16 protein-coding genes are annotated in these 24,571 nt (G+C 48.4%); all 16 read right to left on the bottom strand.

Annotation, left to right across the window (positions count from 1 at the left end):
• Nucleotides 1-21: 21 nt before the first annotated feature.
• Entirely contained in the window at nt 22-1,371 is a 1,350-nt protein-coding gene (locus BK127_RS22040; RefSeq protein WP_076233680.1) for an ABC transporter substrate-binding protein, read from the bottom strand.
• A gap of 281 nt (nt 1,372-1,652) precedes the next feature.
• Nucleotides 1,653-3,515: an ABC transporter ATP-binding protein gene (locus tag BK127_RS22045; protein ID WP_076233681.1), complete on the bottom strand. Its 1,863-nt coding sequence runs from the start codon at nt 3,513-3,515 to the stop codon at nt 1,653-1,655.
• Entirely contained in the window at nt 3,460-5,214 is a 1,755-nt protein-coding gene (locus BK127_RS22050) for an ABC transporter ATP-binding protein (RefSeq protein ID WP_076233682.1), read from the bottom strand. The genes BK127_RS22045 and BK127_RS22050 overlap by 56 nt, the downstream gene beginning before the upstream one ends.
• On the bottom strand, nt 5,211-6,179 hold the full coding sequence (locus BK127_RS22055) for a carbohydrate ABC transporter permease (RefSeq protein ID WP_076233683.1): 969 nt from the start codon (nt 6,177-6,179) through the stop codon (nt 5,211-5,213). The genes BK127_RS22050 and BK127_RS22055 overlap by 4 nt, the downstream gene beginning before the upstream one ends.
• 80 nt (nt 6,180-6,259) lie before the next feature.
• Nucleotides 6,260-7,126 carry a carbohydrate ABC transporter permease gene (locus BK127_RS22060; protein WP_076233684.1) on the bottom strand — a complete coding sequence of 289 codons (867 nt, stop codon included), beginning with the start codon at nt 7,124-7,126 and terminating at the stop codon, nt 6,260-6,262.
• On the bottom strand, nt 7,123-9,528 hold the full coding sequence (locus BK127_RS22065; protein ID WP_076233685.1) for a DUF5696 domain-containing protein: 2,406 nt from the start codon (nt 9,526-9,528) through the stop codon (nt 7,123-7,125). The genes BK127_RS22060 and BK127_RS22065 overlap by 4 nt, the downstream gene beginning before the upstream one ends.
• On the bottom strand, nt 9,525-11,606 hold the full coding sequence (locus BK127_RS22070) for an SMP-30/gluconolactonase/LRE family protein (RefSeq protein WP_372237368.1): 2,082 nt from the start codon (nt 11,604-11,606) through the stop codon (nt 9,525-9,527). The genes BK127_RS22065 and BK127_RS22070 overlap by 4 nt, the downstream gene beginning before the upstream one ends.
• 77 nt (nt 11,607-11,683) lie before the next feature.
• The gene (locus BK127_RS22075) at nt 11,684-12,586 is read right to left on the bottom strand and encodes a carbohydrate ABC transporter permease (RefSeq protein WP_076233687.1); all 903 of its coding nucleotides are present in this window, start codon (nt 12,584-12,586) and stop codon (nt 11,684-11,686) included.
• Nucleotides 12,587-12,680: 94 nt separating this feature from the next.
• Nucleotides 12,681-13,670 carry a carbohydrate ABC transporter permease gene (locus BK127_RS22080; RefSeq protein ID WP_076233688.1) on the bottom strand — a complete coding sequence of 330 codons (990 nt, stop codon included), beginning with the start codon at nt 13,668-13,670 and terminating at the stop codon, nt 12,681-12,683.
• Nucleotides 13,660-16,599, bottom strand: coding sequence for an extracellular solute-binding protein (locus tag BK127_RS22085; protein WP_256711404.1), 2,940 nt, complete (start codon nt 16,597-16,599; stop codon nt 13,660-13,662). Before BK127_RS22085 ends, BK127_RS22080 begins: the two co-directional genes overlap by 11 nt.
• A 99-nt stretch (nt 16,600-16,698) precedes the next feature.
• Entirely contained in the window at nt 16,699-17,805 is a 1,107-nt protein-coding gene (locus BK127_RS22090; RefSeq protein WP_076233690.1) for an ABC transporter ATP-binding protein, read from the bottom strand.
• A gap of 225 nt (nt 17,806-18,030) precedes the next feature.
• Nucleotides 18,031-19,068: an aldo/keto reductase gene (locus BK127_RS22095; RefSeq protein WP_076233691.1), complete on the bottom strand. Its 1,038-nt coding sequence runs from the start codon at nt 19,066-19,068 to the stop codon at nt 18,031-18,033.
• Nucleotides 19,069-19,119: 51 nt separating this feature from the next.
• Nucleotides 19,120-20,322, bottom strand: coding sequence for an LLM class flavin-dependent oxidoreductase (locus BK127_RS22100; RefSeq protein ID WP_076233692.1), 1,203 nt, complete (start codon nt 20,320-20,322; stop codon nt 19,120-19,122).
• Nucleotides 20,323-20,501: 179 nt separating this feature from the next.
• Nucleotides 20,502-21,824: an LLM class flavin-dependent oxidoreductase gene (locus BK127_RS22105; RefSeq protein ID WP_076233757.1), complete on the bottom strand. Its 1,323-nt coding sequence runs from the start codon at nt 21,822-21,824 to the stop codon at nt 20,502-20,504.
• A gap of 237 nt (nt 21,825-22,061) precedes the next feature.
• Nucleotides 22,062-23,129, bottom strand: coding sequence for an isocitrate/isopropylmalate dehydrogenase family protein (locus BK127_RS22110; RefSeq protein WP_076233693.1), 1,068 nt, complete (start codon nt 23,127-23,129; stop codon nt 22,062-22,064).
• A gap of 105 nt (nt 23,130-23,234) precedes the next feature.
• Nucleotides 23,235-24,566, bottom strand: coding sequence for an LLM class flavin-dependent oxidoreductase (locus BK127_RS22115; RefSeq protein WP_076233694.1), 1,332 nt, complete (start codon nt 24,564-24,566; stop codon nt 23,235-23,237).
• Nucleotides 24,567-24,571: the final 5 nt, after the last annotated feature.

The following is a 24,571-nucleotide window of genomic DNA, read 5'->3' on the forward strand; positions in this document are numbered from 1 at the left end:
ACTGTACTCCCTCCAGCAGAACTATTGATTTTTTTGCAATCGCTCGACTTCTTTATCAATGCTCTCCGATGCTTTACGAATGGCTGTATTGACATCGGTACCCTTGGCAATACCTGCCGCCGCTTCCGTTACAAATTTATTAATATCAAGCTCAAACTGGTGCGAGGTATGCTCCTGAATCGGCTTGACGGCAAATACATTTTGCACCTTTTTGCCTTTGAGCACCGGAAGGTCGGCTCCGTATTCTTTTTCCAATTCCGGGTTAATGATCGCAGGCACTCTGCCGTTACGAGACAAGATCCTTTGCGTGTCATCGGACAAAATATGTGCGATCGCCTGGAACGCCTCGTCCTTATGTGTGCTCTTGGTAAATACGGACAGTGTATGGTTTTGCGCCTCACGCGACTTGCCCAGCTGATCGCTGAATGTAGGCACAGGTGCGATATCCCAATTCACTTCAAGTCCCTGTTGGCGAAGCTCTTCAAGCGGCCCTACCATATTGGCCAGCCATGTAGGCCTCATCGCTAGATTGCGGTCCTTCATAAACTCATCACGTCCGTACACGTATTTATCAGCCTTGCCGATATAACCGGGAATTTCATAATTTTGCTTGGCAATGTTGAATACACGAACCCAATCCGGTGTGCTTAATAACGATTTACCTGTCTTCGGATCGATCACAGGCAGTGCCAGATTTTTAGCAATCCCGATTGGGCCTTCGGCATCAATACCGATATAGTTCACACCATTCTCCGTACGAGTCAGCTGACGTCCCAGCTCCAACGCCTGCTCCCAGGTCATCTGGGTATCGGACGGGTAAGGAACGCCGAACTTATCGAAAATATCTTTATTGTAGTAAAGAATATGTTGATTGGAGTTAAACGGAAGCTCCAGCAGCTCGCCTTTATTGGATAATTCCTTGGCATAGCTCAACATCTCCGGCTTAATTCGGGTAAGATCAAAATTATACTTTTTTACATACTCGTTCAAATCCAGCAGTACGCCCAAGCTAATAACTTTACGGTGTGAGCTGGAGCTGGAATAAATAATATCGGGTATTTGCCCGGAGGAAAAGAAATCTTCCGGAGTTGTGCCTGTAGGCGGCTCGATCCGTTCCACCTTGATATTCGGAAACTTTTTATTAACCGGATCGGCAATAAATGTTTTAAATTCGGTATTCGTAAACGTACCGCTGCTGTTGTAAAATTTCAAGGTGATAGGCTCGGTGCTGGCTGCTGCATCCTTTGGTGCCGATGATGCTCCAGGCTTGGCAGGGTCTGTCGCTGCTGCGGTTGGAGCCTCTTTCGAGCAGGCTGAAAGTATAAGTAGAATAAAAATAAGAGCTACGGTTATTGAATGTTTGAACTTCATTTGGTCTGCACCCCTTGATTATGTTTAGTTATAGCTGTGTGATCAACCTCCATGCCACTCTCCGAACTCCCCACTCCTCTCTGGGTACTTTATTCTCCATACAAAAACACCGGAGACCCCACAACAATTGTTGGTTGTCTCCGGTGTTCCGGTAGATTTATATTATTCCTATAGACTTACTATGAAATGAAATATAACACCAAACTAGAACGGTGTCAATCCTATTTTCAGCTATTTTCACGTGCCGTATAACATAAAAGAGTCTGGTTGTCCCGCTTGCCTTACCCCGTTTCTTGCGTAATCGTCCCTTGGGAATGAAGATAAAGCTGTTCATAGTAGCCATGCAGCTCCAGCAGCTCCCCATGGTTTCCCTCTTCCACAATACCTCCCTGGCTCATAACGATAATGCGATCGGCTTGCATAACCGTGGACAGTCGGTGGGCGATTACGATCGACGTTCTCCCCTGGGCAACAATACTTAACGCACCCTGAATCATTTGCTCCGTATGGGAGTCCAGATTAGCGGTAGCCTCGTCCAAAATCAATATTTTGGGTTGAAATACGATAATTCTGGCAAAGGAAATCAGCTGCCGCTCTCCAGCGGACAATCCGCTTCCCCGCTCCGATACACGCGTATCATAGCCCTCCTTCAAACGGGTTATGAGCGAATCAGCCCCAACCAGCTTACAGGCCTGAATGACCTGCTCCTGTGAAATCGTCTCATCAAACAATTTGACATTATCCATAATGCTGCCCGAGTATAAATACGGCTCCTGCTGCACAAGTCCAACTAATCGGTGCAGCTCGGATTGTGGGATCTCCCGAATATCTACATCATCAATCCGAATACTGCCCAGCTGCACATCATAAAATCGGCAAAGCAAACTGATCAGCGAGCTTTTCCCGGCACCTGTGGAGCCTACGACCCCGATCATTTCACCCGGTGCAATGTGCAGATCGAGATCATGAATGACCTTCGTTTCCTCCTGATAAGCAAAGCTTACGTTATCAAAATCGATTTTCCCGCTGATGGCAGCCAAATCCAGAGACTGTGTTTCCACTGCATCCGTAATTTCTGGCTTAATCGAAAATACATTCCAGATCCGGTTCAACGAAACCGTGGTCGATTGAAGCGTATTCCATTGCTGGGTAATCGTATTGATCGGCTGGAAAAACTGCCGGATGTACGTAATGAAGGCGTACAATACCCCAAATTCAATCGCTTTATCAAATACAGCAATACCTCCAAGCCAGGTCACAAAAGCAACTGACAAATTACCCAATATATCAAAGGAGCGGTTAAACATCACGTTCGTTCTAATCTCACGCAAATTTGCCTTGTAATAACTGACATTGTGATCCAAAAACCGCGATTGCTGCTCCTTCTCCTGATGAAAGGCTTGAATCAGATGCATCCCGGACAAATTTTCCGCTACATACGATACCAGCTGGGACAGCTGCGCTCTGGAGATCTGGTAGGTTTTGCGCATATAGGAACGAAATCCCGAGGCAATCAGTACGATAATCGGCATCAGCAGCATGCAGTACCAGGTCAACTGAACATCCAATTGAAACATAATGACAATAATAAAAATCAGCGTCATCCCATCACGAACCAGACTTAACAGCACCTGTGTAAAAAACTGATTGAGCGTTTCCGTATCGCTGGACACATGCGTAATTAAGCTGCCGCTGGAGGTACGGTCATAGTAGGACATCGACAATTTGAAAATATGGCGAAACAAATCCTTACGAATGCGAGCAACGATGGTTTGCCCCGCCAGCTGCAGCAAATTATTTTGCAAATAAGTAAAAAACAAGCTGCTGACCGATAATCCCATATAGACCGCACATATGATCAGGAGGGTCCTGTAATCATTTTTGCCCACCATCAAGTTATCATCAATAGCGATCTTGACCAGATAGGGCTGCAGCAGATCTGCGGCTATCGACAGCACGGTACAGAAAAATACGATGATAAAAGTGACCCTGTGCGGCCTTGCATATACCGATAGATCGCGAAATGCGGACTTATAGGCTTGATTCGCTTGCGGCGGCGTGGTCTCCTGTTTACTGTTAGGCTTTTCCTTACGTAGGTTCGGCAATGCTGCTTCCCTCCTCTTGTATGGCAAGCAGCTTGGCATACAAGCCCTTTTGCTGTACCAGCTCTCTGTGGGAGCCGCGCTCAACAATACGCCCCTGATCCAACACGATAATTTCGTCTACATGCTTAATAGCGCTAATACGATGGGCAATCCAGATCGTCGTCTTCTGGGCGCGTACCCTGCGCATCGTATCAATGATGCTTTTTTCGGTTACGGAGTCCACAGCACTGACGCTGTCGTCCAGAATCATAATTGGCGATTCCTTGATCAGGCCCCGGGCCAGACTGGTGCGCTGCCGTTGTCCACCTGATAGCGTAACCCCACGCTCTCCCAGCTTGGTCTCGAACTTATCGGGAAATAAAGCGATGCTGGATGATATTTGCGCCTGCCGGGCGGCTTTTTCGACCAGATCCAAGGATGAGCTTCTCCGAAAAAAAGCGATATTATCGCGAATCGTCGTGCTGAATAAAAATCCCTCCTGGGGCACATAGGCAATTTGGGTTCTCAGACTTTCCAGCGTAAGCTCGCGAATATCCGTACCCCCTATCCACACCGTGCCTGCCGGAGGATCATAAATACGGAGCAATAGCTTAACCAAGGTCGATTTGCCGCTGCCTGTTTTGCCAACAATACCTAATGATTTACCTGCCTGCAGACTGAAGCTGATATTATGGAGCACTTCATCCTCTTCTCCCGGATAAGCAAAGGATAGCCCTCTTACCTGAATCCCCGAAGCGTTAAAATTGGACGAAACGGCCTGCTCGATTTCCACGATATCCGACTTCATATCCAGTAAATGGTTAATACGCTCAAGCGATGCTCTTGAGCGCTGCATCGTGTTAATGACACGACCAATTTGTTGAAGCGGATTAACCATCATGCGGATATATAACGTCAGCGCTACGAAATTCCCTAAAGAAATTTGCTGATGAATCGTTAAATATCCCCCAAATGCTATCGTAACAATGAGCGAAAACGCACCCAAAAACGGAATCATCGCTTCAAACAACGAGGATAAACGAACCAGACGCAGCTGATGATCCCGGATGCGGTCTACAGTCTCCCCGAACCGTGCGATCATGATCGGCTCAACGGCAAATGTCTTCGCTACGCGAATACCGCCGAACTGCTCCTCCGCAGACTCCGTCATTTTGCCCAGAGACTCCTGTACGAGCAGGGAACGCTTCTTGATAACCGGACGAAAGCGGACAACGAGATACGGAATGAACAGCAGCGGGAATACACAGCAGACGATCAAATAAAACGGAATGGAGCTGAATAGCATCGTGACCACAACGGACAGGATCAGAATCGTCGAGTTGATGATGTGATTAAATCCCATCGAAATCGATTCGCGGATCGCGGTCACATCATTCATCACATAGCTGAGCAGCTTGCCTACCCCATGCTTCGAATAAAATTCAGCGCTTAGCGTCGTGAAATGATCGAATAATCGTTTTCTGGCAACGTATTCAAACCGCCGGCCCATCCTCATGATCAAATACTGTCCGATCGCTGTCAACAGCCCGAAGGAAACGCCAATACCGAGCAGCTCCAGGCTGTAATCGATAATTAACGTTTTGGTCAGTTCCCCCTGCTGCAGCTGATCGGTAAACAAGCCTAGCAGCTTCGGATAATACGATTGAATAATATTCCCGCAAGAAATAGATAGAGCAGCCACAACATATATCGGCCATTTGGACAGCACATAATCCGTCAACAAACGTGTCGCCTTCACTCGACCAGCCCCGTGCGCTCAATACCTTCAACAAACCATCGCTGCGCTATTCCATATACGATCAATACAGGGACAATGATGAGAAAGGACGCGGCCATTTTGATCGGCTCCGAGAAAATACTGGTTCCTCCCTGTGCCTCATCGGCCGACAAGGATGCAGCCAGCTTGGCCAAGCTGATCGACAGCGGGACTTCCTTGGAACCGGACATATACATCGACGGTAGGTAGAAATCATTCCAATTCCACACAAACGAAAATAAAAAAACGACGATGATCGCAGACTTGGAAATCGGCAGCATGACCTTAAAGAAAAACCGGAAGGCATTGGCACCGTCTATTCTTGACGCCTCTTCAAGTTCCTTGGGCAGTGTTGAGAAAAATTGCCGGAAAATGATGACGAACAGCGCCCCCTTTAGTCCATGTCCGAATATAGCCGGTACAATCATCGGTAAGTACGTATTCGCCCAGCCTATTTCCTTGAACATCAGAATCGACGGCAATATCGTCAGCTGCGGCGGCATAATAAACGTAAATATCAAGGCGGCAAATAACAGCTTTTTTAATGGAAATTCAAGCCGGGCAAATGCATAACCCGCGATCGAGCAGGATATAATTTGCAGAATCGAAACGGACAACGAAATCGTGAGGCTGTAAAAAAACGCCGTTTTAAATTTGAGCATCTCGAATGCCGCCTGAAGATGTCCGGTATACAGCGACCGGGGTACCCAGATCACGGACGAATCCAGCATATTATTAGCATCCTTGAGCATCGTAATCATCATATACAAAATCGGCTTCAAATAAATAAAAGCGGTATCGATCAAGATCAGATACAGAAACAAGCGGAATAGAAACCCTTTATCCGCCTCCTTGCCGATAAAAAAATATTTCGTGGAGATCAATCGGTCCCTGATGGATACATCGGCCAATTGACGTTTTTTGAATAATTGGAGCACGCGTTCCATGGTGGTCCCTTCTTTCCTAAGAGTTTTTGCGTATGCAAAAACTGACTTCGTAAGCATTTGCTAAGCTTCCTAAGCTTCTGCTAGCTGCGTTTGCCGCTGAATGCCTTGTCGACCCGGCTGTAGAGCAGCATGACAATACCAATAAAAACGAGTACGATCATAAAATAAATCCACGCCAGAGCGCTGGACAACCCATAATTCGCTGTCGTCACCTTGCTAATAATCGGATTGGTCGGGAACGTAAACAAATCGACAACCGTAAAGATCAAATTCAAAAATATAAATGGGATGAGTCCCGGCAGCGTAATTTTCCAAAATGTATTCCAGGGATCTGCACCATCGATACGGGCAGCCTCATACACCGAGGAGGAAATCGTCTGCCTCCCCGCCAGAAAGATCAGAATTTGCACCCCGGAGTACCATAGTACAAGCACAAACGAGCTAATAACATGATTGATCGGTTCCACCCAGGTTTTGGGGACATATTCAATAATATACGAATCGATTCGTAAAGATTCCACAAAGGATAATGTACCTTCACCTTGTTTAATAAATTCCAGTATAATTTGACCCGATGAAAAAATAACAGGCAGGAAAAAAACGACTCGAAAAAAGGTTCTTCCCCAAAACTGCTGGTTCAATAAAATCGCAATCAGCAGCGAGAATATGAGAATAATCGGGATCATTACGGCCGCTTCACGCAGAAAGGGAATCAAATCATCATAAAGCAGCCCGCCGTCAGCAAATAAAATTTCACGATAATATTCCACACCATTGGGTATCGTCTCAATCCCATTGACCGTCACTTTTACACGATGAAAGCTCATGTATAAAGAGAAAACCAATGGAAAGACCACAAAAACCAGAAAACCGACTACCCATGGAGTGATAAAGAGCGTTCCCTCCAATTTGCGGAGAGTGGCTCCTTGAAGTCTCAGTTTGCTCATCGCTGCGTCCCTCTCTTCCCGACAATAAAATCCTGGGCCGGAACGCGAATACTGCCATTCGTGAATTCCTGCTCGTTGTAGTTCACGATGATGGTTTTGCCACCTTCGTAGGTGGTTTCTTTGACATTGGGAGCTAGCGTCCTGTGCCCGATGATCAGCTTATCCTGAACATCACCAAGCGCTTCATTAAACCGTTTATATTCTTCGGCAGCCGACGCCTCCCAATCCCGGTAATTCATACTGTAATACCAGACAGAATAGGCGCCTTTCATCGTACCGGATGGAGCACTCGTAAATACATAGGCTGGATAAGCGCCCAATTCGATACTGCGCAGGAAATCCGTACGATATTGTTCACGTAAGTTAGACCATTCCGATGTGTACGTGATCAACCCGTGCAGCACAATTTGCGTAAAAGGTACCGATTCATCCACAAAAATATCATACGAGTAGGTGTCAGCTAATCGATGAATATGGTTAACCTCATTCAAAGCATAGAAGTTAGCGTTCTCCGCATGGACGCTGCCAAGCGTGTCCTTCGTCTGCTTAAGAATAGCCTGCTGACTCTTCAACACCTCACTGCGGCTGGCCCGATAGCTGTTATTGTAATCGCTATTCAAATATTGCCCGATACCCTCATTGAAATAAATACCGTCGGCACCGAGCGCTTTGTAGCTGCCCAAATCCTTCTGGGCCACATTAGCGGTAAAGATCGGACTCACCAGCGTTGTCATTTCGTGATTAGCATAATTTTCAAATTCGATTACCTTGCCCGCCAAGTCACGAAGCCCGTCAAACATCGGCCAAAATCGGTCTCTGCCATTATTATTCAATGTATAGTTGGCTGTCAGGTATACCGGAATTTGCTGGGAATGAGCGTGCTGGATAAATTGCTGCATCCCATCATTGCCCCCTATTCGTGAATCCACGGGGAACAGACCGCCATGCGAGCTGTAGCCATCCTGCTGCCATCCTGCATATTGAACCGTCAAATTTTTGAGCCCCCGTGCGGTCAGGCTCTTGATCATATCAATAGCCTCAGCCGTCGACGTCCCTTTCAAATATTTGTCCCACAGCAGTCCCTTTTTGATATCAGCGCCAATGATGTCGATATATATGGGAACCTCGCCGCTTTTGGGCTGAACAGGCTTCAAGCTTTTGTCTTTAACCAGATAGGTCCTGTATGTTTCCGCCATACCTACGTAATCGCTTTTGTCCGGTGCAAGGAAATAATAGCGGGTTTTGCGCTCAGGAACTGTAAAACGATCCTTACTGTAGGTGAAAAATCCGGTTTGCGCTTTTTTGCTCGTATTTTGGAAAAATTTGATACGGTACTGCCATTCTGTCGTTACCCAGTTAAATTGTCCGAAGGCACCATTCGGAGATGCGAATACCTTGCCGTATTCCTCACCCGAAACCATTACTCCGACCAGACCCTGAGCTCCCGATTTCAAACCGAATACAGGGATTCTAAGCGGATTGCGTGCTGTCGTTTCATTAAAGAAGCCACTATCTGGACCGTATACGTTAGCACGGTAAAACGATTTATCATTGGCCTTATTCGGCTTGAAGCGTATTAGTGCCCCTGAACCGTCCGGTACAAACAGATAGCCCTCCTGCTTATCATTGTAAGCCTCGGCTCCCAATAACGGATACAGCTTCAAATTCAGCAGGCTAAGCTTGCCTTCTTTAATATCCGGATCCACAATAACCGTATCTACGTAATCATCCTGCAATCTGACCTCGACCGGAATTTTAAACTGCGTGCCTGTAAAATTGAACACGACCTTGAACCCGTTCGGCGTCGTTTGGAAGCCTTCCAGAACGCCTTTGTCCTCCGTCCAGCTAATCGTTTTGGCCTGAGACTTGGAATTGGACGCATCGATGTATTCCAGCATAATCGGTGATAACAAGTTATTTCGCCACGTTCCAGTTATCGTTTCCTTGGCCCACTGCTCCGGATTCGGATAGGAACGCCATACTTGTCCGCTTTGCTTATTTTCCACCTTGAAGTGGGCAGTCGCATCATGGACCCATAGCTTTAACACCGACGATTCGGCTATGACACGAAAGCCCGCTTCTTCCGGTAACCCGGATTTGGCTGCTCCAGCCGACTGCGGGGCGGGAGCAGAGGTCGCTGCTGGCTGCGATGCTGGAGGGGCTGCTGGTGGAGCAGCTGTTGTCGGATTTTGGACCGAAGCTGCGGGTGCGGATGACGCCACTACCGTACTATTTCCGCTCGAAGGCTGCGGCGACGCCGTGCCTGGCACCACTTTACCGTCCTCCTTCTGATCGGCAGCATACAACCAATTAATTCCCGGCTGTTGGAACAGCGCAATACCCACTATCAAAGCTATTATCAGCGCAGCTGCTGATCGATACCAAACCTGCTTACGCCTCATCGAATCGTTACCTCCTGGAAGACCGAATAACCGAAATCCGTCAATTCTTTCGTTAATCCAACCGTAATAAAAATCAATACGCCGAGCACCGTCATCGTAATCAACGATAGCACGACGCTCACCGACGTTTCCCCTATACTGTAATTTTGCAAGCTCTGCACCTTCCAGAACAACAGCAGGCCAATCCAGACAAATAAACCAAAATACAGAAAATAATAAATCGAGCTTTCATTTAATGTCATCACATTGGAGAGGATCGTTAACGGCAATCCGACCAGCACCAATGGGAATAAGGCGTATGTGCTTCCATAAACAACATCACGGAAGCGACCTTCCCCGCGTAAAATCGAAGAAATCAAATAGTTGGAAATGACCCATGCGAGCCATATCGCTAAAAATTGAACGGCTATCGTCAGCAAGTTAACTTCAAGAATAACAGCCGGATTAAAAATAAAGCTGATACCTGCCTGCATGATGCAGTAGGAAGCCAAAGCCAATATCCATATAATCAGGCTGCTCCAGGCCCCTGCTTTGTTTTCGTAGCGAAGCCCTCCAAACCCGTCAATCGGATGCTTTAATATATAAAAGGCTTGCCCCAGCTGCTGTACAAGCAAACTTTCACTGCGCTTACGCTGACGCCACTTTTGCCGCCAACCGCTTCGCTTGCTCCACTTTTCCAAAATAAACAGCACGATGAATACCGCTATAATGACATTCATCAGCACGCCGAAGTTCTTTTGGAACCAGACCAGACGGTTTTGCCAAAAGGCATCCGAATAGCCTTGCGCCTGCCCCGCTTCATAAAACAGCTGCTGGGCCCGGGTATAGTCGCCTTTTTTATAAGCGGCCTTCGCCAGCCCCAAAATCGCAGGCGTATAATAGGCGTTAAGCCGATTTACCTCCGCCCACAGCGCTTCGCTTTCCTCATATTTGCCTTCCTGGGTCAAATGGTTAGCTTTGTGCACCAAGGCGCCAAATTCAGAAAGCCGGAACGATTGAACAAAATTGTTTTCTCCGTCGAGAATAAACAATTCGTTTTTAGAGTTGGTCGTAATGGCCGTAGGTGTCTTGACCAAGCCCAGCTTGGTCGTTACCGCATTGTCGTCGCCCCACCAGAAGAACAGCAAATTACCGGAGCTGTCATATTGGTTCACAACCTTCAGCTTCGAATCAATCACGGTAATGTTGCCATCTAGGTCTACCGTTAAATCCGACAATAAAGGCACGCGATTCTGGAAGTCAAAAAAGGCCATTTCCCCATAAGACGTTTTCTTATCGCTCTTGGCGAAATCGCCTTTGCTTTCCAACTGGTCCAGCCCTGCGATATTAAGCTTCTTGATTTGTCCGTATTCCACATCCTTGGAAACCGTATAGATCACGCCATCCTGATCGGCTGTCACGCTCGCTATCGAGCCCGGCAGCTTGCTGATTTCACGTACGTACATCTCCCGTGTATATACCAGTCTTTTGAACATGTCGATTAAGGAAAAGCTTGTCGTATTGGCACCAAAGAAGCCTTGAAAATTGCCTGTCGGGTCCAGCTGGACAAGCCCTTGATAGCCGCCAAGTGCCGCTATATATAAAAATCCACGTTTGTCGACGACCAGCTTCACCGGATCAAACTTGAACGATGCTGGAAGAAACTTGGATTCAGGACGCTTAAACTCACGAATGAGCTTACCATCTTTATCGAGGCTAACCACACGCTTGTTCCCCGTATCGGCAACATAAATCGTTCCTTTGGGATCGATGAACAGCCCTTGCGGCTTATTCAGCGGACTTTCCTTAACGTCCAAAATACGAACCAGATTCCCCTTTTCATCCAGATGGACAATTCGGTTGTTCCCGGTATCCGCAATATAAATCTGATCCTTGTCATCTATAAACAGATCCTGGGCTTGCTTAAGCGGTGAAAAGATCAGCTGATCCGGCTTTTTTGGGTCAGGAATATAAATCTCGCGCCCAAGAGCCGCAACCGGATTGTAGGCAGATTGGGTCCAGACCAATTGATCGTAGCCATCCTTGTAATTCGTGTTATATGGCGTATAGGCAAGGATTTCCGCCGGTCGAATGAACACCGTCGAGATAATAGCCGCAAGCAGGATCAGAAGAAGCTGTTTGATAAGATACGAGCGCAAGAAGTCGTCCTCCTTTCTTATTTAATACCGGAATGCGCCATCGTGGAGATCACCTTTCCCTGGAAGAACAGGAAGATCAGCAGGTTGGGTACGAACATAATTAAAGCCGCTGCTGCTGCTGCGCCTTGACGGGCTACAATATTGGCTGCATTGTTCGTTAATGTGCTCAGAAAAAACGGAAAGTTTTTCATTTCATCATTTTGCATAAACAGCTGCGAGGTTTCCACGTTCCCCCATGAATTTTGAAACGTCAAAATCGCTACGGTCGCTACAGCTGGCATGCACACCGGAATAACAATTCGCAGAAACACCCGAATTTCGCCTGCTCCGTCAATTCTCGCCGCCTCCAGCAGTTCGTTCGGCAGCTGATCGATAAACTGCTTAAGTAAAAAAACGCCAACCGGCATTGCAAGCAGCGGTAATATATGCCCCCAATAGGTGTTCATAATGCCGAGATGGCTGACGACCAGATATCGCGGAATTTGCATCACCTCGGGAGCGAACATCAGCGTCAGCAGGATGAGGCTGAACACAAAGCGATGACCCGGAAATTTATGCTTGGAAATCGGATAAGCGCACATTGCACTCACCAGCGTAACACCAACTACGGCAGCAACCGATATGAGCACGCTGTTAAACAAATAACGGGTAATCGGCACCGTAGAGTTGGCAGCTACCAGAAACAGCTCCGTGAAATTCTGCAGGGTAGGCTCCCTGACAAAAATATTAGGTGGATACACAAACAATTCATGATAAGGCTTCAGAGCATGATTCAAAATATATACGATAGGCAGCAGCATGAAGATGGACAAAAGAACCATCAGGACGATCAATATTTTTTGAAACGTGTCCATTCTTTGCAGCCGGGGTCTTTTGCGGAATACATGGGAAAGCTTCCAGGGCAAGCGCAATGTTGTCATCTTTCAACCTCCTTAGAGTTTTCCGTATGGAAAACTTGCATCGTAAGCATCACTTGGGCTTTCCTTTGGAAAGCCTGCATCGTAAGCATATCCTTTAATCGTCGGCTGAACCGAACAACGTCCAGCTCAATTTGTTGGACACATACATCAGAATCAACAGAAATACGGAAATCGCTGCTGCATAGCCCATTTCAAAACGGATAAACCCATAATCATCAATATGATTAATAATCAAATGGCCTGCGTATTCAGGGGTCGGATTCACACCGGACAGCTCCACACCAATCGCTCCCGCTTTGAACGTCGCGACAATAGCCATCACCGCTCCGAACAGCATCTGCGGCTTCATTGACGGAATCGTAATGAACCAGATTTCCTGTATTCTGCTGGATATGCCATCCAGACGCCCTGCCTCATACAGCTCCTTGTTCACATTGAGAATACCTGCCAGCATGGCCAGAAAGCCGACGCCCATACTGGACCAGAGCGTGACCACAATCATCGAATTCATTAAATAATCTTTACTCGTTACCCACAGCTTAGGCACATCAATGAACCCAAGCTGCAGCAGTATACTGTTCAAATAGCCGATTCTATCACCCGTCAGCATAGGCAGCCAGACGATCGACATTGCAATTCCAATCGTCAGGGATGGTGTATACATCGCAAGCGCGAACCATCTGCGCAGTGAATCGGGCAGTTGGGTAATCAACCAGGCCAGTGTAAAAGCTGCAATATATCCGCCTGGCCCGACGATAAGCGCAAATTTGAATGTATTGGGCAGTGCATATTTCAGGAACAGCAGATCCTGAGAGATCAAATACTGAAAATTTTGCCATCCGATAAATCTCGGCTGTTCAATCGCATTAAAATAAGTGAAGCTCAAACCCACCGCCGCAAGCACAGGGATAAAAATAAAGGCGGTGAAGCACAGCATGAACGGTGCAATAAAGAGATAGGATAGACGATACGCCCATATTTCCGAGAGCAGGCTGCCAAGCCTGCTCTCTTGCGGCTCCACCTGAGGCTTTGCAGACGCCTTGACGGGCGTACTGATCGCGACATTCGAGATTTTATTTAACATAGGCGTTAACCCCTTCCCACGGCTTATTAATCACCGGCAAATCCAAAGTTTTGATTACACGTCCATCCTGATCGACATAACCGAATTCCTGCTGCTTGCGCCTGAGCTCCCTGTCGATGTCCAGAACAGCCGTTTCCAGTGAGCTTCGATAATTCGTGCCATCCACAACAGCCCGCAGCCAGGCATTCGTAATTTCTCTTTCCAGAAAATATCCGCCTGGCAGGTTGGGTACATCCTTGTACCAGCTCCACTGCTTGAGAATAACGTTGGCATCCTCCTGCTTCCATGGCAGCTTGGTGAACGCCTGAGCATTAGATGTATTCCAGCGGAAAGCCACGCCATTCACCGCTTCGATATCGTTACCATACCGTGCCTGGGTCTCAGGAGAAATCCACCACTGCATGAATTTCCAGGCCTGATCCTTTTTCTTGGACTTTTCAAAAATAACACCTGTTCTTTGCCCGCCTCCGGCCCACCGCTCAATGGTTCCATCCGGCTGCTTCACCCCGGGAATTTCGGCAATTCCCCAGCGGTTATTAAGCTCAGGCGCCGCAGCGGTCAGCTGTACATACATATTGTAGTCCGAGACGCCAATCGGCATCGTTCCTCTGCGGAAATGCTGGTAAAAGCTCGGGACCTCTTTTTCCACTGCGTACGTATTATACAGGTCGGTCCACTGCTTGAACGATTTAAAGCCCTGCGGCGTATCGAGCGCCGTTCGCAAACCCTGAGGCTCATAAAACTCCGAATGATTTTGATAAAAGAAAGGCGTATAATCCTTCGGATTCATATAAAAATTCAAAGAATTTTGCTGTAAAACCGGCAGCAGTGCATACACATCATCCCACGTCTGCGGGATTTCCAGGCCCAATTGCTTTAAAATATCCTTTCTATAAAAGAGTACCTGAAACGACTGCGTTTCCGGGATCGCATAATATCCCTTATTGTAATGTAGCGGCAGCCATGACCCGGGGCTGTACTGCTTATAAATATTAGCAAAATCAGGGAGCTTCGATAAATCCGTGACACTTCCGCGAATCGCATAATCCACAGGTAAATCCTGCGTTAAGCCAAGCGCCACGTCCGGCTGGATGCCTGCTGCATTGGACATGACGAGCAGCTGTGGCGTAGGCAGCAGGTTAACCTTCACCTTAATACCCGTATCCGCTGTGAATACCTCATCCGTGAGCTGCTGCAATTGATCCACATAGTCACGACCGCGCTGCACCCAGACGTTTAATACACGTTCATCCAGATCACTCAAGCTGTCCCTCGATTGGAAGGAGTAGAAAAAATTCGTGACTGAACCCGCTATTTGCGAAATCCAGGAGGCCTCCATCTCTGGAAACGGTTTTTCCAATGGAGCTATGTAGATTTCATCCAGCTGCAATGGCTGCTGCAGCAGTTGTTCAATGAAATTACTAATTTTTTCATTAATACTTGTAATTTGATCGGCATAATAAGGTACATCATCCAGCTTCTTCAGCAGCTCGCGAATATCCTGCGCGGACGTACTGAAGCCCTGGATAATGCTGTCCTTACTTCCGTTCACCAGCAGCAGCTGCCCGGACAAGCTATCCATTAGCTTGGCAGTTTCATCCAAACGACCTGCCAGATCAGGCAGCTCCTGATCCACCTTCCAGGTGCGGTTTCTATCAATCAAACCACCCGTGAGCGCTCTTAAATCCTGATCGATAGAACGAAGCCGCTGCGACAATTCATCAATTCCGATCAGAATCGGCTTGACTGGAGCTCCAGTCACAGCTATCGACAAGGTATGCTTGCCTTTTTCCAGAAACAGCTCGTAGGGCTTGCCGTCAGGCTGTTCAAGGACAGTTCCCTTCCAGCTCGAATTGTAGGGAAAACGATACATAAGGAACTCTTCAAATGGAACCTTGTCATCAATCTTGATTCTGCGGAAAGAGGACTTTTGCGAAATTTGATTTTGTAGGGATCGCAGTGCGAGCTTGTATTTACCTGTCTCCGGCACCTCGAAATTCCAGGTAATTTCCTGATTCTGATACATCCATCTTTTGGCTCCTACCGTATTGTAGGTAATTCTACCCTTGGCAACAGGAACTGTCCGCGGGTCGGTATCGGAAAACAGCTTGATCGAAGTATCATTCTTCAAAGCCATATCCTCGGCCTGTAGAGTCAAGGCTTGCGCTTCAACAGGCTTGGATTGTGGATAAGCTGCAGCAACCCCTGCGTAAGGCTTGAGCTTTTCGGGAGGTACGATTCGCAGCTCCTCTATGGCGACTGGCTCGTTTCCACTGAGTCTGATCGTATGAACGCCCTCGGTGAGATACCACTTTAACGGATTCGCATACGCGCCTTCCGAGTCAATAAACGGTTGTATACGCCAAGCCGGCGCTTCAATCGAACGGGCTCTGACTTCGTCTCCATCGTCATTTTTCAGGATCGGACGCGCGTCCTTCCATTCCCGGTAAAATGTAATCGATGAAGCCTCCCGAAAGGGATGCTTCCCATCAAGTGTTACGTCCCATGCGATTGGATTGCCGACCCCGTTACCCGGAAGCGGACGATAAGAAGCTTGAAATTCGTATGGGCCCTTTGCGGATACGTTAAACTGGTATTCCACCCAGCTTGTAGAAGCTGCCTTCCATAGCAAAACATCCGTTTTTCCCTCCAAGCTGCCTGTAGAAAAGATTGAACCCTCAGAGCGTGCCGCAGGTGCTGCAGCTTTAATGGTAACGGATTTAGCTGCATCCTGAGCTCCCTGCTGCTTCCACGTTTGCAGAACATCTGCATAATAAGGCTCGGAATCAGGGCTATTTATGGTTTTGGCATCCGCTGCTTTGGCAGCTTGTGGTGTGACAGCAGTCGGGGGCTGCTGCTCCTGCTTAATAGCTGTCGCATTTGCCACCGGAGCTGTCCCTTCCGCAGGCAGGAGGCTTATCGCTCCCAAGACGTAAGCTAACACAACGGGCAGGACTCGCTTCCGAGCGTGTTTAGTAAAATGAATGGACAACAAAGCGTACACTCCCTTCCCGATGACAAATGTGATTTAAAAAAACCTTGTTCCGGTATCTCTATGGAAAAATAAGGCCTTCGTCATATCTGGAGAAAGCCGAACCTTCTCGTCTTCTTTGGCCTGGAATCCCGGATTGACCCGAACGACCAGCAGCTTATCCTGACCAATATCCAGATGAAGGAATCGATCCGCACCCATCAATTCACTGAGCTTATACACACCGGTTAAAATCGCATCGGAGTAAAGGCCTTCCAAATTAATATTTTCCGGCCGGATTCCAAGCGTTAACGTCCGATTAATTTGATTGTGTTTAATCAGGATCGGTACCAAATCATTAGGAATTTCCAATGTAAAGCGAGATGTGGAAAACTCCAGCTTGCCCGGAACATTTTCCACAATGCGCCCATCGATAAAATTCATTTGAGGTGAACCGATGAAGCTGGCAACGAAGGTATTGCTCGGGTATCTATAGATCGTTTCCGGAGTATCCACCTGCTGGATGACGCCGTCCTTCATCACCACAATCCGATCACCCATCGTCATCGCTTCGATCTGATCGTGTGTTACATAGATGAAGGTGACACCCAGCGTTTTGTGAAGCTTGATAATTTCCGTACGCATCTGCACCCGCAGCTTCGCGTCCAGATTGGAGAGGGGCTCATCCATAAGGAACACTTTGGGATTACGCACAATCGCACGACCTAACGCAACACGCTGACGCTGACCTCCTGATAAATTTTTGGGCTTGCGGTCCAGATATTGCTCAATCTCCAGCACACGCGCCGCCTTTTTCACCGCCAGATCGATTTCATGCTTGGGCAGCTTGCGCAGCCTGAGACCGAAGGCAATATTCTCGTAGACACTCAGATTCGGGTACAAGGCATAGTTTTGAAAAACCATTGCGATGTCCCGATCCTTGGGAGGCAGGTTGTTCACCAGCGTGTCGCCAATATAAATTTCGCCTTCCGTGACGTCCTCAAGCCCGGCAATCATCCGCAATGTCGTTGATTTGCCGCAGCCGGATGGACCTACAAAGACAAGGAATTCCTTGTCTTTGATGTCCAGATGGAAATCGTGAACGACCGGATGCTTATCCTTGCCATACCGCTTGTATAAATGATTAATCACAATTTCCGCCATTATCACCACTCCCTCTTGTTGCTAGAAGTACGGTGAATAAGTCTCCGCTGCGCGGGCGGATCATTCCTCCGATCGCTGTTGTCTTCAGATTTCTTGATTATATAAGACATTTAGCTGTAGAAATCCGAAGACAAAGGCGAACGCTTCGCTTCTCCAGAACGATTCCGCCCACTCCGCTCTTTATTCACCGCACTTCTAGGTCATCCATCATCCGATGCTTCCTGATCAACCTCTTGCTGTACCTGCGGGTTCTTTAAGCGCTGATCCACCTTGGCCTGAACCTGCCGCTTCGCTCGTAATGACATCGATCTCGGCTAGCTCTTCAGCCGAGAGCTTCTCGCCTACATGCTGCACCGATTCTATGACTTGCAACGCACTGGAAGCACCCAGAATAGCGGACGTAATATGCGGTCTGCTCACAACCCATGTTAGTGCCAGCTGAGCCAATGACCAGCCCTTGCGCTCGGCAATCCCTTTCAACTGCTCAACAATTCGGAAGTTGCGCTCTTCATCAAGCAGCACCTGCAGACGTTTCTCGCCAGCTGCTCCACGAGTTCCTTCCGGCGGAGCTTGCTCAAAGTTGTATTTGCCGGTCAGCAAACCACGTCCAAGCGGACTGTATACAATTACACCAACTTCTTCGGAAGCGGCAAAAGGCAGCAGCTCTTTTTCAATATCGCGGGCAATAATGCTGTATTCCGGTTGTACACTTTCGTATCGGTGAAGGTTTAAGCGGGCTGAGATGCCGTGAGCCTTGGCAATTTGCCAAGCGGCGTAATTGGAAGCACCGATGTATCTAACCTTGCCTTGACGGACCAGATCGTCCAAAGCTCTCAAGGATTCCTCAAGCGGCGTTTGTTCGTCAAAGCGGTGGACCTGGTACAAATCGATGTAATCCGTTTTCAGGCGTTTAAGGCTGTTTTCTACCGCGCGAAGAATGTGATAACGGCTCTGCCCTGCGTCATTAGGCTCCAGTCCTACTCGACCGTGAACCTTCGTTGCCAAAATGATACGGTGTCTGCGTTCTCCGAGCAGGTTGCCAAGAATCGTTTCGGATTGGCCGCCCTCCAGCGGATTGTTGCGATCCGAACCCGTGCCGTACACATCTGCGGTATCAATCAGGTTAATACCAGCGTCCAGTGCCGTGTCCAATACGTCAGCCGATTGCTGCTCGCTGATCCAGCGTCCAAATGCCATGGTGCCCAGACTGACCTCGGATACCTTTAAACCGGTTCTGCCAAATTTTCTAAGATGGATACTCATGATTAAACACTCCTTATAGATGGGTATGGGTTATTTATATTTATGAATGCGTTAAGATACGAAACTATCCTTGTTGGTGACAGCAGCACGCTCCTGCAGCTTTTTCTTTACAGCAGGGATCAATGCTTTGCCGGAAATCGATGCTTCCTCCAGATTCGGATAGCCTGAGAGAATGAAGGAGGAGACGCCGATATCGATGTATTCAATCAAACGATCCGCAACCTGATCCGGTGTGCCAACAAAGGCCATTGCACCACCTCCGCGTACAACAGATAGCCCTGCCCAGAAGTTGGGGGCAATGACATAATCATGTTTGGCCGACTGCCTCCGCACCTGATTTTGCCTCTGCTGTCCAGCCGACTCGGCCTGTGAAAACCTTGCCTCTGTTTCCTGCAGCGTCGCAGGATCGACTTTGCTTACAATCAGCTTGGCTGCTGCCCAAGCCTCTTCCTCCGTCTCGCGAATAACTACCTGTGCCCTGATGCCATAGCGGATATTGCGGTCAATTCCCTGCGTCCTGTGCAGCACATCGCGGTGATATTCCACTTCATCGATCTGCTCCTTGATCCAATCGAGCGGCTCCGCCCACATCAGATATACATCGGCAATCTCGGCTGCGGTTCGCTTCGCTGCAGGAGAGCTGCCGCCAAAATAAAACGGTGGATGCGGCTTTTGCACGGGTGATGGATAGCTGACTCCACCCTCAATTTGAAAATACTGGCCGTTGAAGTCAAACGGCTCTACTTCCTGACTCTTGCCACGGGAAGCCAGTATTCGATTCCCTTCAACCTGCTGAGAATTAATCCACAGCTGGCGGACGATCTTGATATATTCCAGCGTACGTGCGTATCTGGCATCCTTGTCAAAAGCCAATGAATCGCCCATAGCCTTCATATCCTCAGCAGAGCTGCCTGTCACGATATTGATCAGCGCCCTGCCTCCTGTCACTTCATCGAGCGTTGCTCCCATCCTTGCAGCCAGCGCAGGAGCGATTAAGCCTGGACGCATAGCTACCAGCGGCTTGAACACCTTCGTATGTGCGGCCAGTGTCGCTCCCATAATCCAGGCATCTGTGCAATGCCCGCCTGTCGGGATCAAAGCAAAGGTGTAGCCAGCCTCCTCCACAGCTTGTGCAACACGTATCATGTAGGCGGTATCCACGACACGGTCAGGCTTGACGCCAATAAATGGGCCATCTCCTCTTGTTGGCATATACCAACCGAATTCCGGCTCAATGGCTTGATGCTTTACCATCTTCTCCTCACTCCTTTGAATCCAGTCTGCGATTTTAAACAAAAAGAGCACAACAAAGTGTTGTGCTCTTCCAGTGGTCTGGTCATCGCAATTTATTATTCCTATAGTTTTAGTATGAATTTGATCACTTTACCATAGCACTGCCAATATGGCAATGATATTTTTTAACTATTTAATGCCTATACATGAAGCAAGCTGTTAGCAGGACGCACAAGCCCCAGATTTTCACGCAAAGTTTTCCCTTCATAGCTCGTACGGAACAGACCTCGGTTCTGCAGCTCGGGGATTACCTTGTCAACGAAAGCCTCCAACCCGTTCGGATAAAGCGGCGGCATTAAGTTGAATCCATCGGAGGCACCATGGGTAATCCAATGTTCAATCACATCAGCTAGCTGAATAGGCGTACCTGTGAAGGTTAAGTGCCCACGACCGCTGGCAAGACGATTCACAAGCTGACGAATCGTCAGGTTCTCCTTGCGGATCAAATCCAGAATAAGCTGATGACGGCTTTTGCTGCCATTGACCGAATCTATCCCCTTGGCGCTGTCAAATGCAGACACAGGAAACGGACCATCAATGGAATAACCCGTCAAATTAACGCCGAACCGCTCAGACAGTTTGTCTACGGCATCCTCGACATTATTAAATGCGTTCAATTCGTCCTCCAGGTCCTGGGCTTCAGCTGCGGTATCGCCTATAATCGGACTTAGTCCCGGCAAAATAACGAGCTGCTCCGGGGTACGGCCATATTTAGCCAATCTGGCTTTGACATCTGTATAAAATGCCTTACCTTCTCCAAATGTAGGCTGTGCCGTAAAAATAGCTTCCGCCGTCTTCGCAGCCAGTTCTTTCCCGCTCTCCGAGGAACCCGCCTGAACCAGCACGGGATAGCCCTGCGGAGGACGTGGAATATTAAGCGGCCCTTTGACCTTGTAGACCTTGCCTTTGAAATTGATTTCATGCAGGCGGGTTTCATCAAACTGAACGCCGGACTGCTTATCAAAGACAAGCGCCTCCTCCTCCCAGCTATCCCATAGCTGCTTCGTTATTTCGACAAATTCCTCCGCAGCCTCGTAACGCTTGGAATGCTCCAGATGCTCCTCCCGGCCGAAGTTGTATGCAGTCGCATCCGTATGTCCGGTAACAATATTCCATCCGGCCCGCCCCCCGCTGATATGATCGAGCGATGCAAATTTACGCGCCACATGATAGGGCTCGTTGTACGTTGTCCCAACGGTGCCAATCAACCCGATGTGCTCGGTCACAGATGCCAAAGCCGAGAGCAGCGTGAAAGGCTCCAGCCTCCTTCCAGTTCCTACATAGCCGTCTGCCATAAATAGTGAATCCAGCAGACCCCGCTCTGCGATCTGTGCCAGCTTTAAATAATAGCGAAAATCAAATCCCAGCTCCGGGTGAGTATCCGGATGCCGCCATGCCGCTGCGTGATGACCGGCTCCCCGCAAAAAAACATTCAGGTGTACTTGACGTTTGGTTGTACTCATCATCCCCGCCCCTTTCTTCATGTTATTGATCTCTGTGTCCATCATAGGTCCACATGAAAAAACCGAAGACATAGCTTATAAAAGCCAGATCTCCGGTTGTCCGGTAGTTGGTCATACAATGTTTATTATTCCTATGCTATTACTGTAGTTTGAAATATAGCACCCCTTATGTTCTGTGTCAATAAGGTTTCGCAACATTTATTTGGAATAATTTATAAGAACCAATCCCAGTTAACATCAAACCAGCTTTCTGATAACTGCTTGTGTAAATGCAGTCGTTGAAGCCGAGCCGCCCAGATCCTGTGTCCGTACACCGTCCGCAATCGTACTTAATATTGCCTGTTCAATAAGTCGTCCCAATTGATAAAGCGCAGGATCGTTATGCCGATTGCTAAGCCAGTCCAGCAGCATCACAGCCGAGAGCAGCTCTCCGATCGGATTGGCGATATTGCGTCCCGCAATGTCCGGTGCCGATCCGTGGGCCGCCTGCGCCATCGCTCTATCATCGCTTGCATTAATCGAAGGGGCTAGTCCAAGGCTCCCCACCAGCTCACCTGCCAAGTCGGAGAGAATATCGCCAAACATATTTGTTGTCAAAATGACATCAAAATCCTTTGCACGCCGCACCAGATGTGCAGCCATCGCATCAATATGATAGTCGTCCACCCTGACTTCCGGATATTGAGCCCCCACCTCACGGCAGGTGCTTAAGAACAAACCGTAACCGAGCTTGATCACATTAGCCTTGTGGACAATGGTCACGTGCTTGCTTCGCTTCATCGCCATCTGAAAAGCAGCATGGGCGATACGTTCGGCAGCCTTCCGCGTAAATACACCCACCGATATAGCTACATCAGGGGTAACCAGCCACTCTCCTGTGCCTGCATACAGATTACGATCCGGATAAAAGCCCTCCGTGTTTTCACGGTAGATAACCAGGTCTGCAACACCCACTACACTCTCGATTCCCGGAATCGTTTTGTTCGGGCGGATATTGGCATATAACTCAAAATGGTGACGCAGCTCGCCGCTTGGATTTCGCTTTTCCTGATGCTCCGGTGGGTAGGATGAGGAATCGTGAGGTCCCATTATCCAGCCATCGCAGCTTCCGAGCGCCTCCTTCGTGAGAAGAGGCAGTGCATCGCCGTACTCCCTGATCGCAGACCAGCCCATTGGAAGCTCCAGCCAGTTAAGCTCAACATTCGGCACGACTTTCGATGCAGCCGTCAACACTTCAACCGTAGCCTGAACGATTTCCGGACCAATCCCATCCCCCAGCAAGACGCCAATTGTATACGTAGTCATTGGAACTCCTCCTTGTCATTGACATGAATGCTGCCAATCATAACACCCCGCAGCCATTTCTACCAGAGGGTTGGCAATAAATAGACGAGCTCTTACGCTATCGTATCAGATCTGCTGTACGGCAAGATTAGGAATTTGGTGCAAATTTGCCGGTCGAACCAGACCCAGATTCTCACGCAATGTTTGACCCTCATAGGCAGTTCGGAATAAGCCTCGGTTTTGCAGCTCAGGGATAACTTGTTCCACAAATACATCCAATCCGCTCGGATATAGCTGCGGCATCACGTTAAAACCATCAGCAGCCCCATTTTTGAACCAATGCTCCATCACATCGGCCATTTGCAAGGGTGTCCCTGTAAAGGTAAGATGACCCCTTGCACCAGCAAGACGCTGCACCAGCTGACGGATCGTCAAATTCTCATTGCGGACCAGATCGATTACAAGCTGATGACGACTTTTATTGCCATTGACCTCTTCAAGCTCCTTCGCTTCATGCAGGGGAACCGGGCCATCTATCGGATATTCCGATAAATCAACACCAAAGCGAGAGGATAACCTTTTCACAGCATCCGTTGTATCTATCAGATTGTCCAGCTCCCGCTCAATCTCTCTCGCTTCGGCTTCCGTATCCGCCAGAATCGGACTGATTCCCGGTAATATATGCAGCTGCTCCGGTGTTCGTCCATACTTGGCCAACCGCGATTTAACATCTGTATAAAAGGCTTTGCCGTCCGCAAACGTCTGCTGCGCTGTGAATATAACCTCGGCTGTCCTGGCCGCCAATTCCTTGCCGCTTTCAGAGGAGCCTGCTTGTACAAGCACCGGATAGCCCTGAGGTGGACGCGGTATGTTCAGTGGACCCTTTACGGAATAATACTTTCCCTTGAAGTTGATTTCGTGGACTTTACCATGGGCAAACTGGGTACCTGACTGTTTATCATAAACCAGCGCATCGTCCTCCCAGCTATCCCACAGCTGCTTCGTCACTTCAACGAATTCTTCTGCGGTTTCATAGCGAAGAGAGTGCTCCGGGTGTTCGTCCCTGCCGAAATTCGCCTCTGCCGAGCCTGATCCGGTTACGATGTTCCAGCCAGCACGTCCGTGGCTAATATGATCCAGAGAAGCGAATTTGCGCGCAATATGGAAGGGCTCATTATACGTCGTATTGACTGTGGCTATCAGTCCGATATGCCGGGTAACGGCAGCAAGTGCAGACAAAAACGTGAACGGCTCCAGCTTGTTCGTCTTGCCCACATAACCATCAGCCAGAAAAAGCGAATCGAGCAAGCCACGCTCTGCGGTCTGAGCCAGTTGAATAAAATGTTGAATATCAAGCGATAGCTCCGGATGTGTGTCCGGGTGCCTCCATGCCGCCTCATGATGCCCGGCTCCACGGATAAAAGCGTTCAAATGCAGCTTACGTTCGGATGTACTCATCTAAT

Source organism: Paenibacillus sp. FSL H7-0331 (genome assembly GCF_001956045.1).

Excerpts from the sequence above, each read along its gene's own strand:
- BK127_RS22040 (WP_076233680.1), bottom strand. The coding sequence starts at position 1,371 with ATGAAGTTCAAACATTCAATAACCGTAGCTCTTATTTTTATTCTACTT.
- BK127_RS22045 (WP_076233681.1), bottom strand. The coding sequence starts at position 3,515 with ATGCCAAGCTGCTTGCCATACAAGAGGAGGGAAGCAGCATTGCCGAAC.
- BK127_RS22055 (WP_076233683.1), bottom strand. The coding sequence starts at position 6,179 with ATGGAACGCGTGCTCCAATTATTCAAAAAACGTCAATTGGCCGATGTA.
- BK127_RS22060 (WP_076233684.1), bottom strand. The coding sequence starts at position 7,126 with ATGAGCAAACTGAGACTTCAAGGAGCCACTCTCCGCAAATTGGAGGGA.
- BK127_RS22065 (WP_076233685.1), bottom strand. The coding sequence starts at position 9,528 with ATGAGGCGTAAGCAGGTTTGGTATCGATCAGCAGCTGCGCTGATAATA.
- BK127_RS22075 (WP_076233687.1), bottom strand. The coding sequence starts at position 12,586 with ATGACAACATTGCGCTTGCCCTGGAAGCTTTCCCATGTATTCCGCAAA.
- BK127_RS22080 (WP_076233688.1), bottom strand. The coding sequence starts at position 13,670 with ATGTTAAATAAAATCTCGAATGTCGCGATCAGTACGCCCGTCAAGGCG.
- BK127_RS22090 (WP_076233690.1), bottom strand. The coding sequence starts at position 17,805 with ATGGCGGAAATTGTGATTAATCATTTATACAAGCGGTATGGCAAGGAT.
- BK127_RS22095 (WP_076233691.1), bottom strand. The coding sequence starts at position 19,068 with ATGAGTATCCATCTTAGAAAATTTGGCAGAACCGGTTTAAAGGTATCC.
- BK127_RS22100 (WP_076233692.1), bottom strand. The coding sequence starts at position 20,322 with ATGGTAAAGCATCAAGCCATTGAGCCGGAATTCGGTTGGTATATGCCA.
- BK127_RS22105 (WP_076233757.1), bottom strand. The coding sequence starts at position 21,824 with ATGAGTACAACCAAACGTCAAGTACACCTGAATGTTTTTTTGCGGGGA.
- BK127_RS22110 (WP_076233693.1), bottom strand. The coding sequence starts at position 23,129 with ATGACTACGTATACAATTGGCGTCTTGCTGGGGGATGGGATTGGTCCG.
- BK127_RS22115 (WP_076233694.1), bottom strand. The coding sequence starts at position 24,566 with ATGAGTACATCCGAACGTAAGCTGCATTTGAACGCTTTTATCCGTGGA.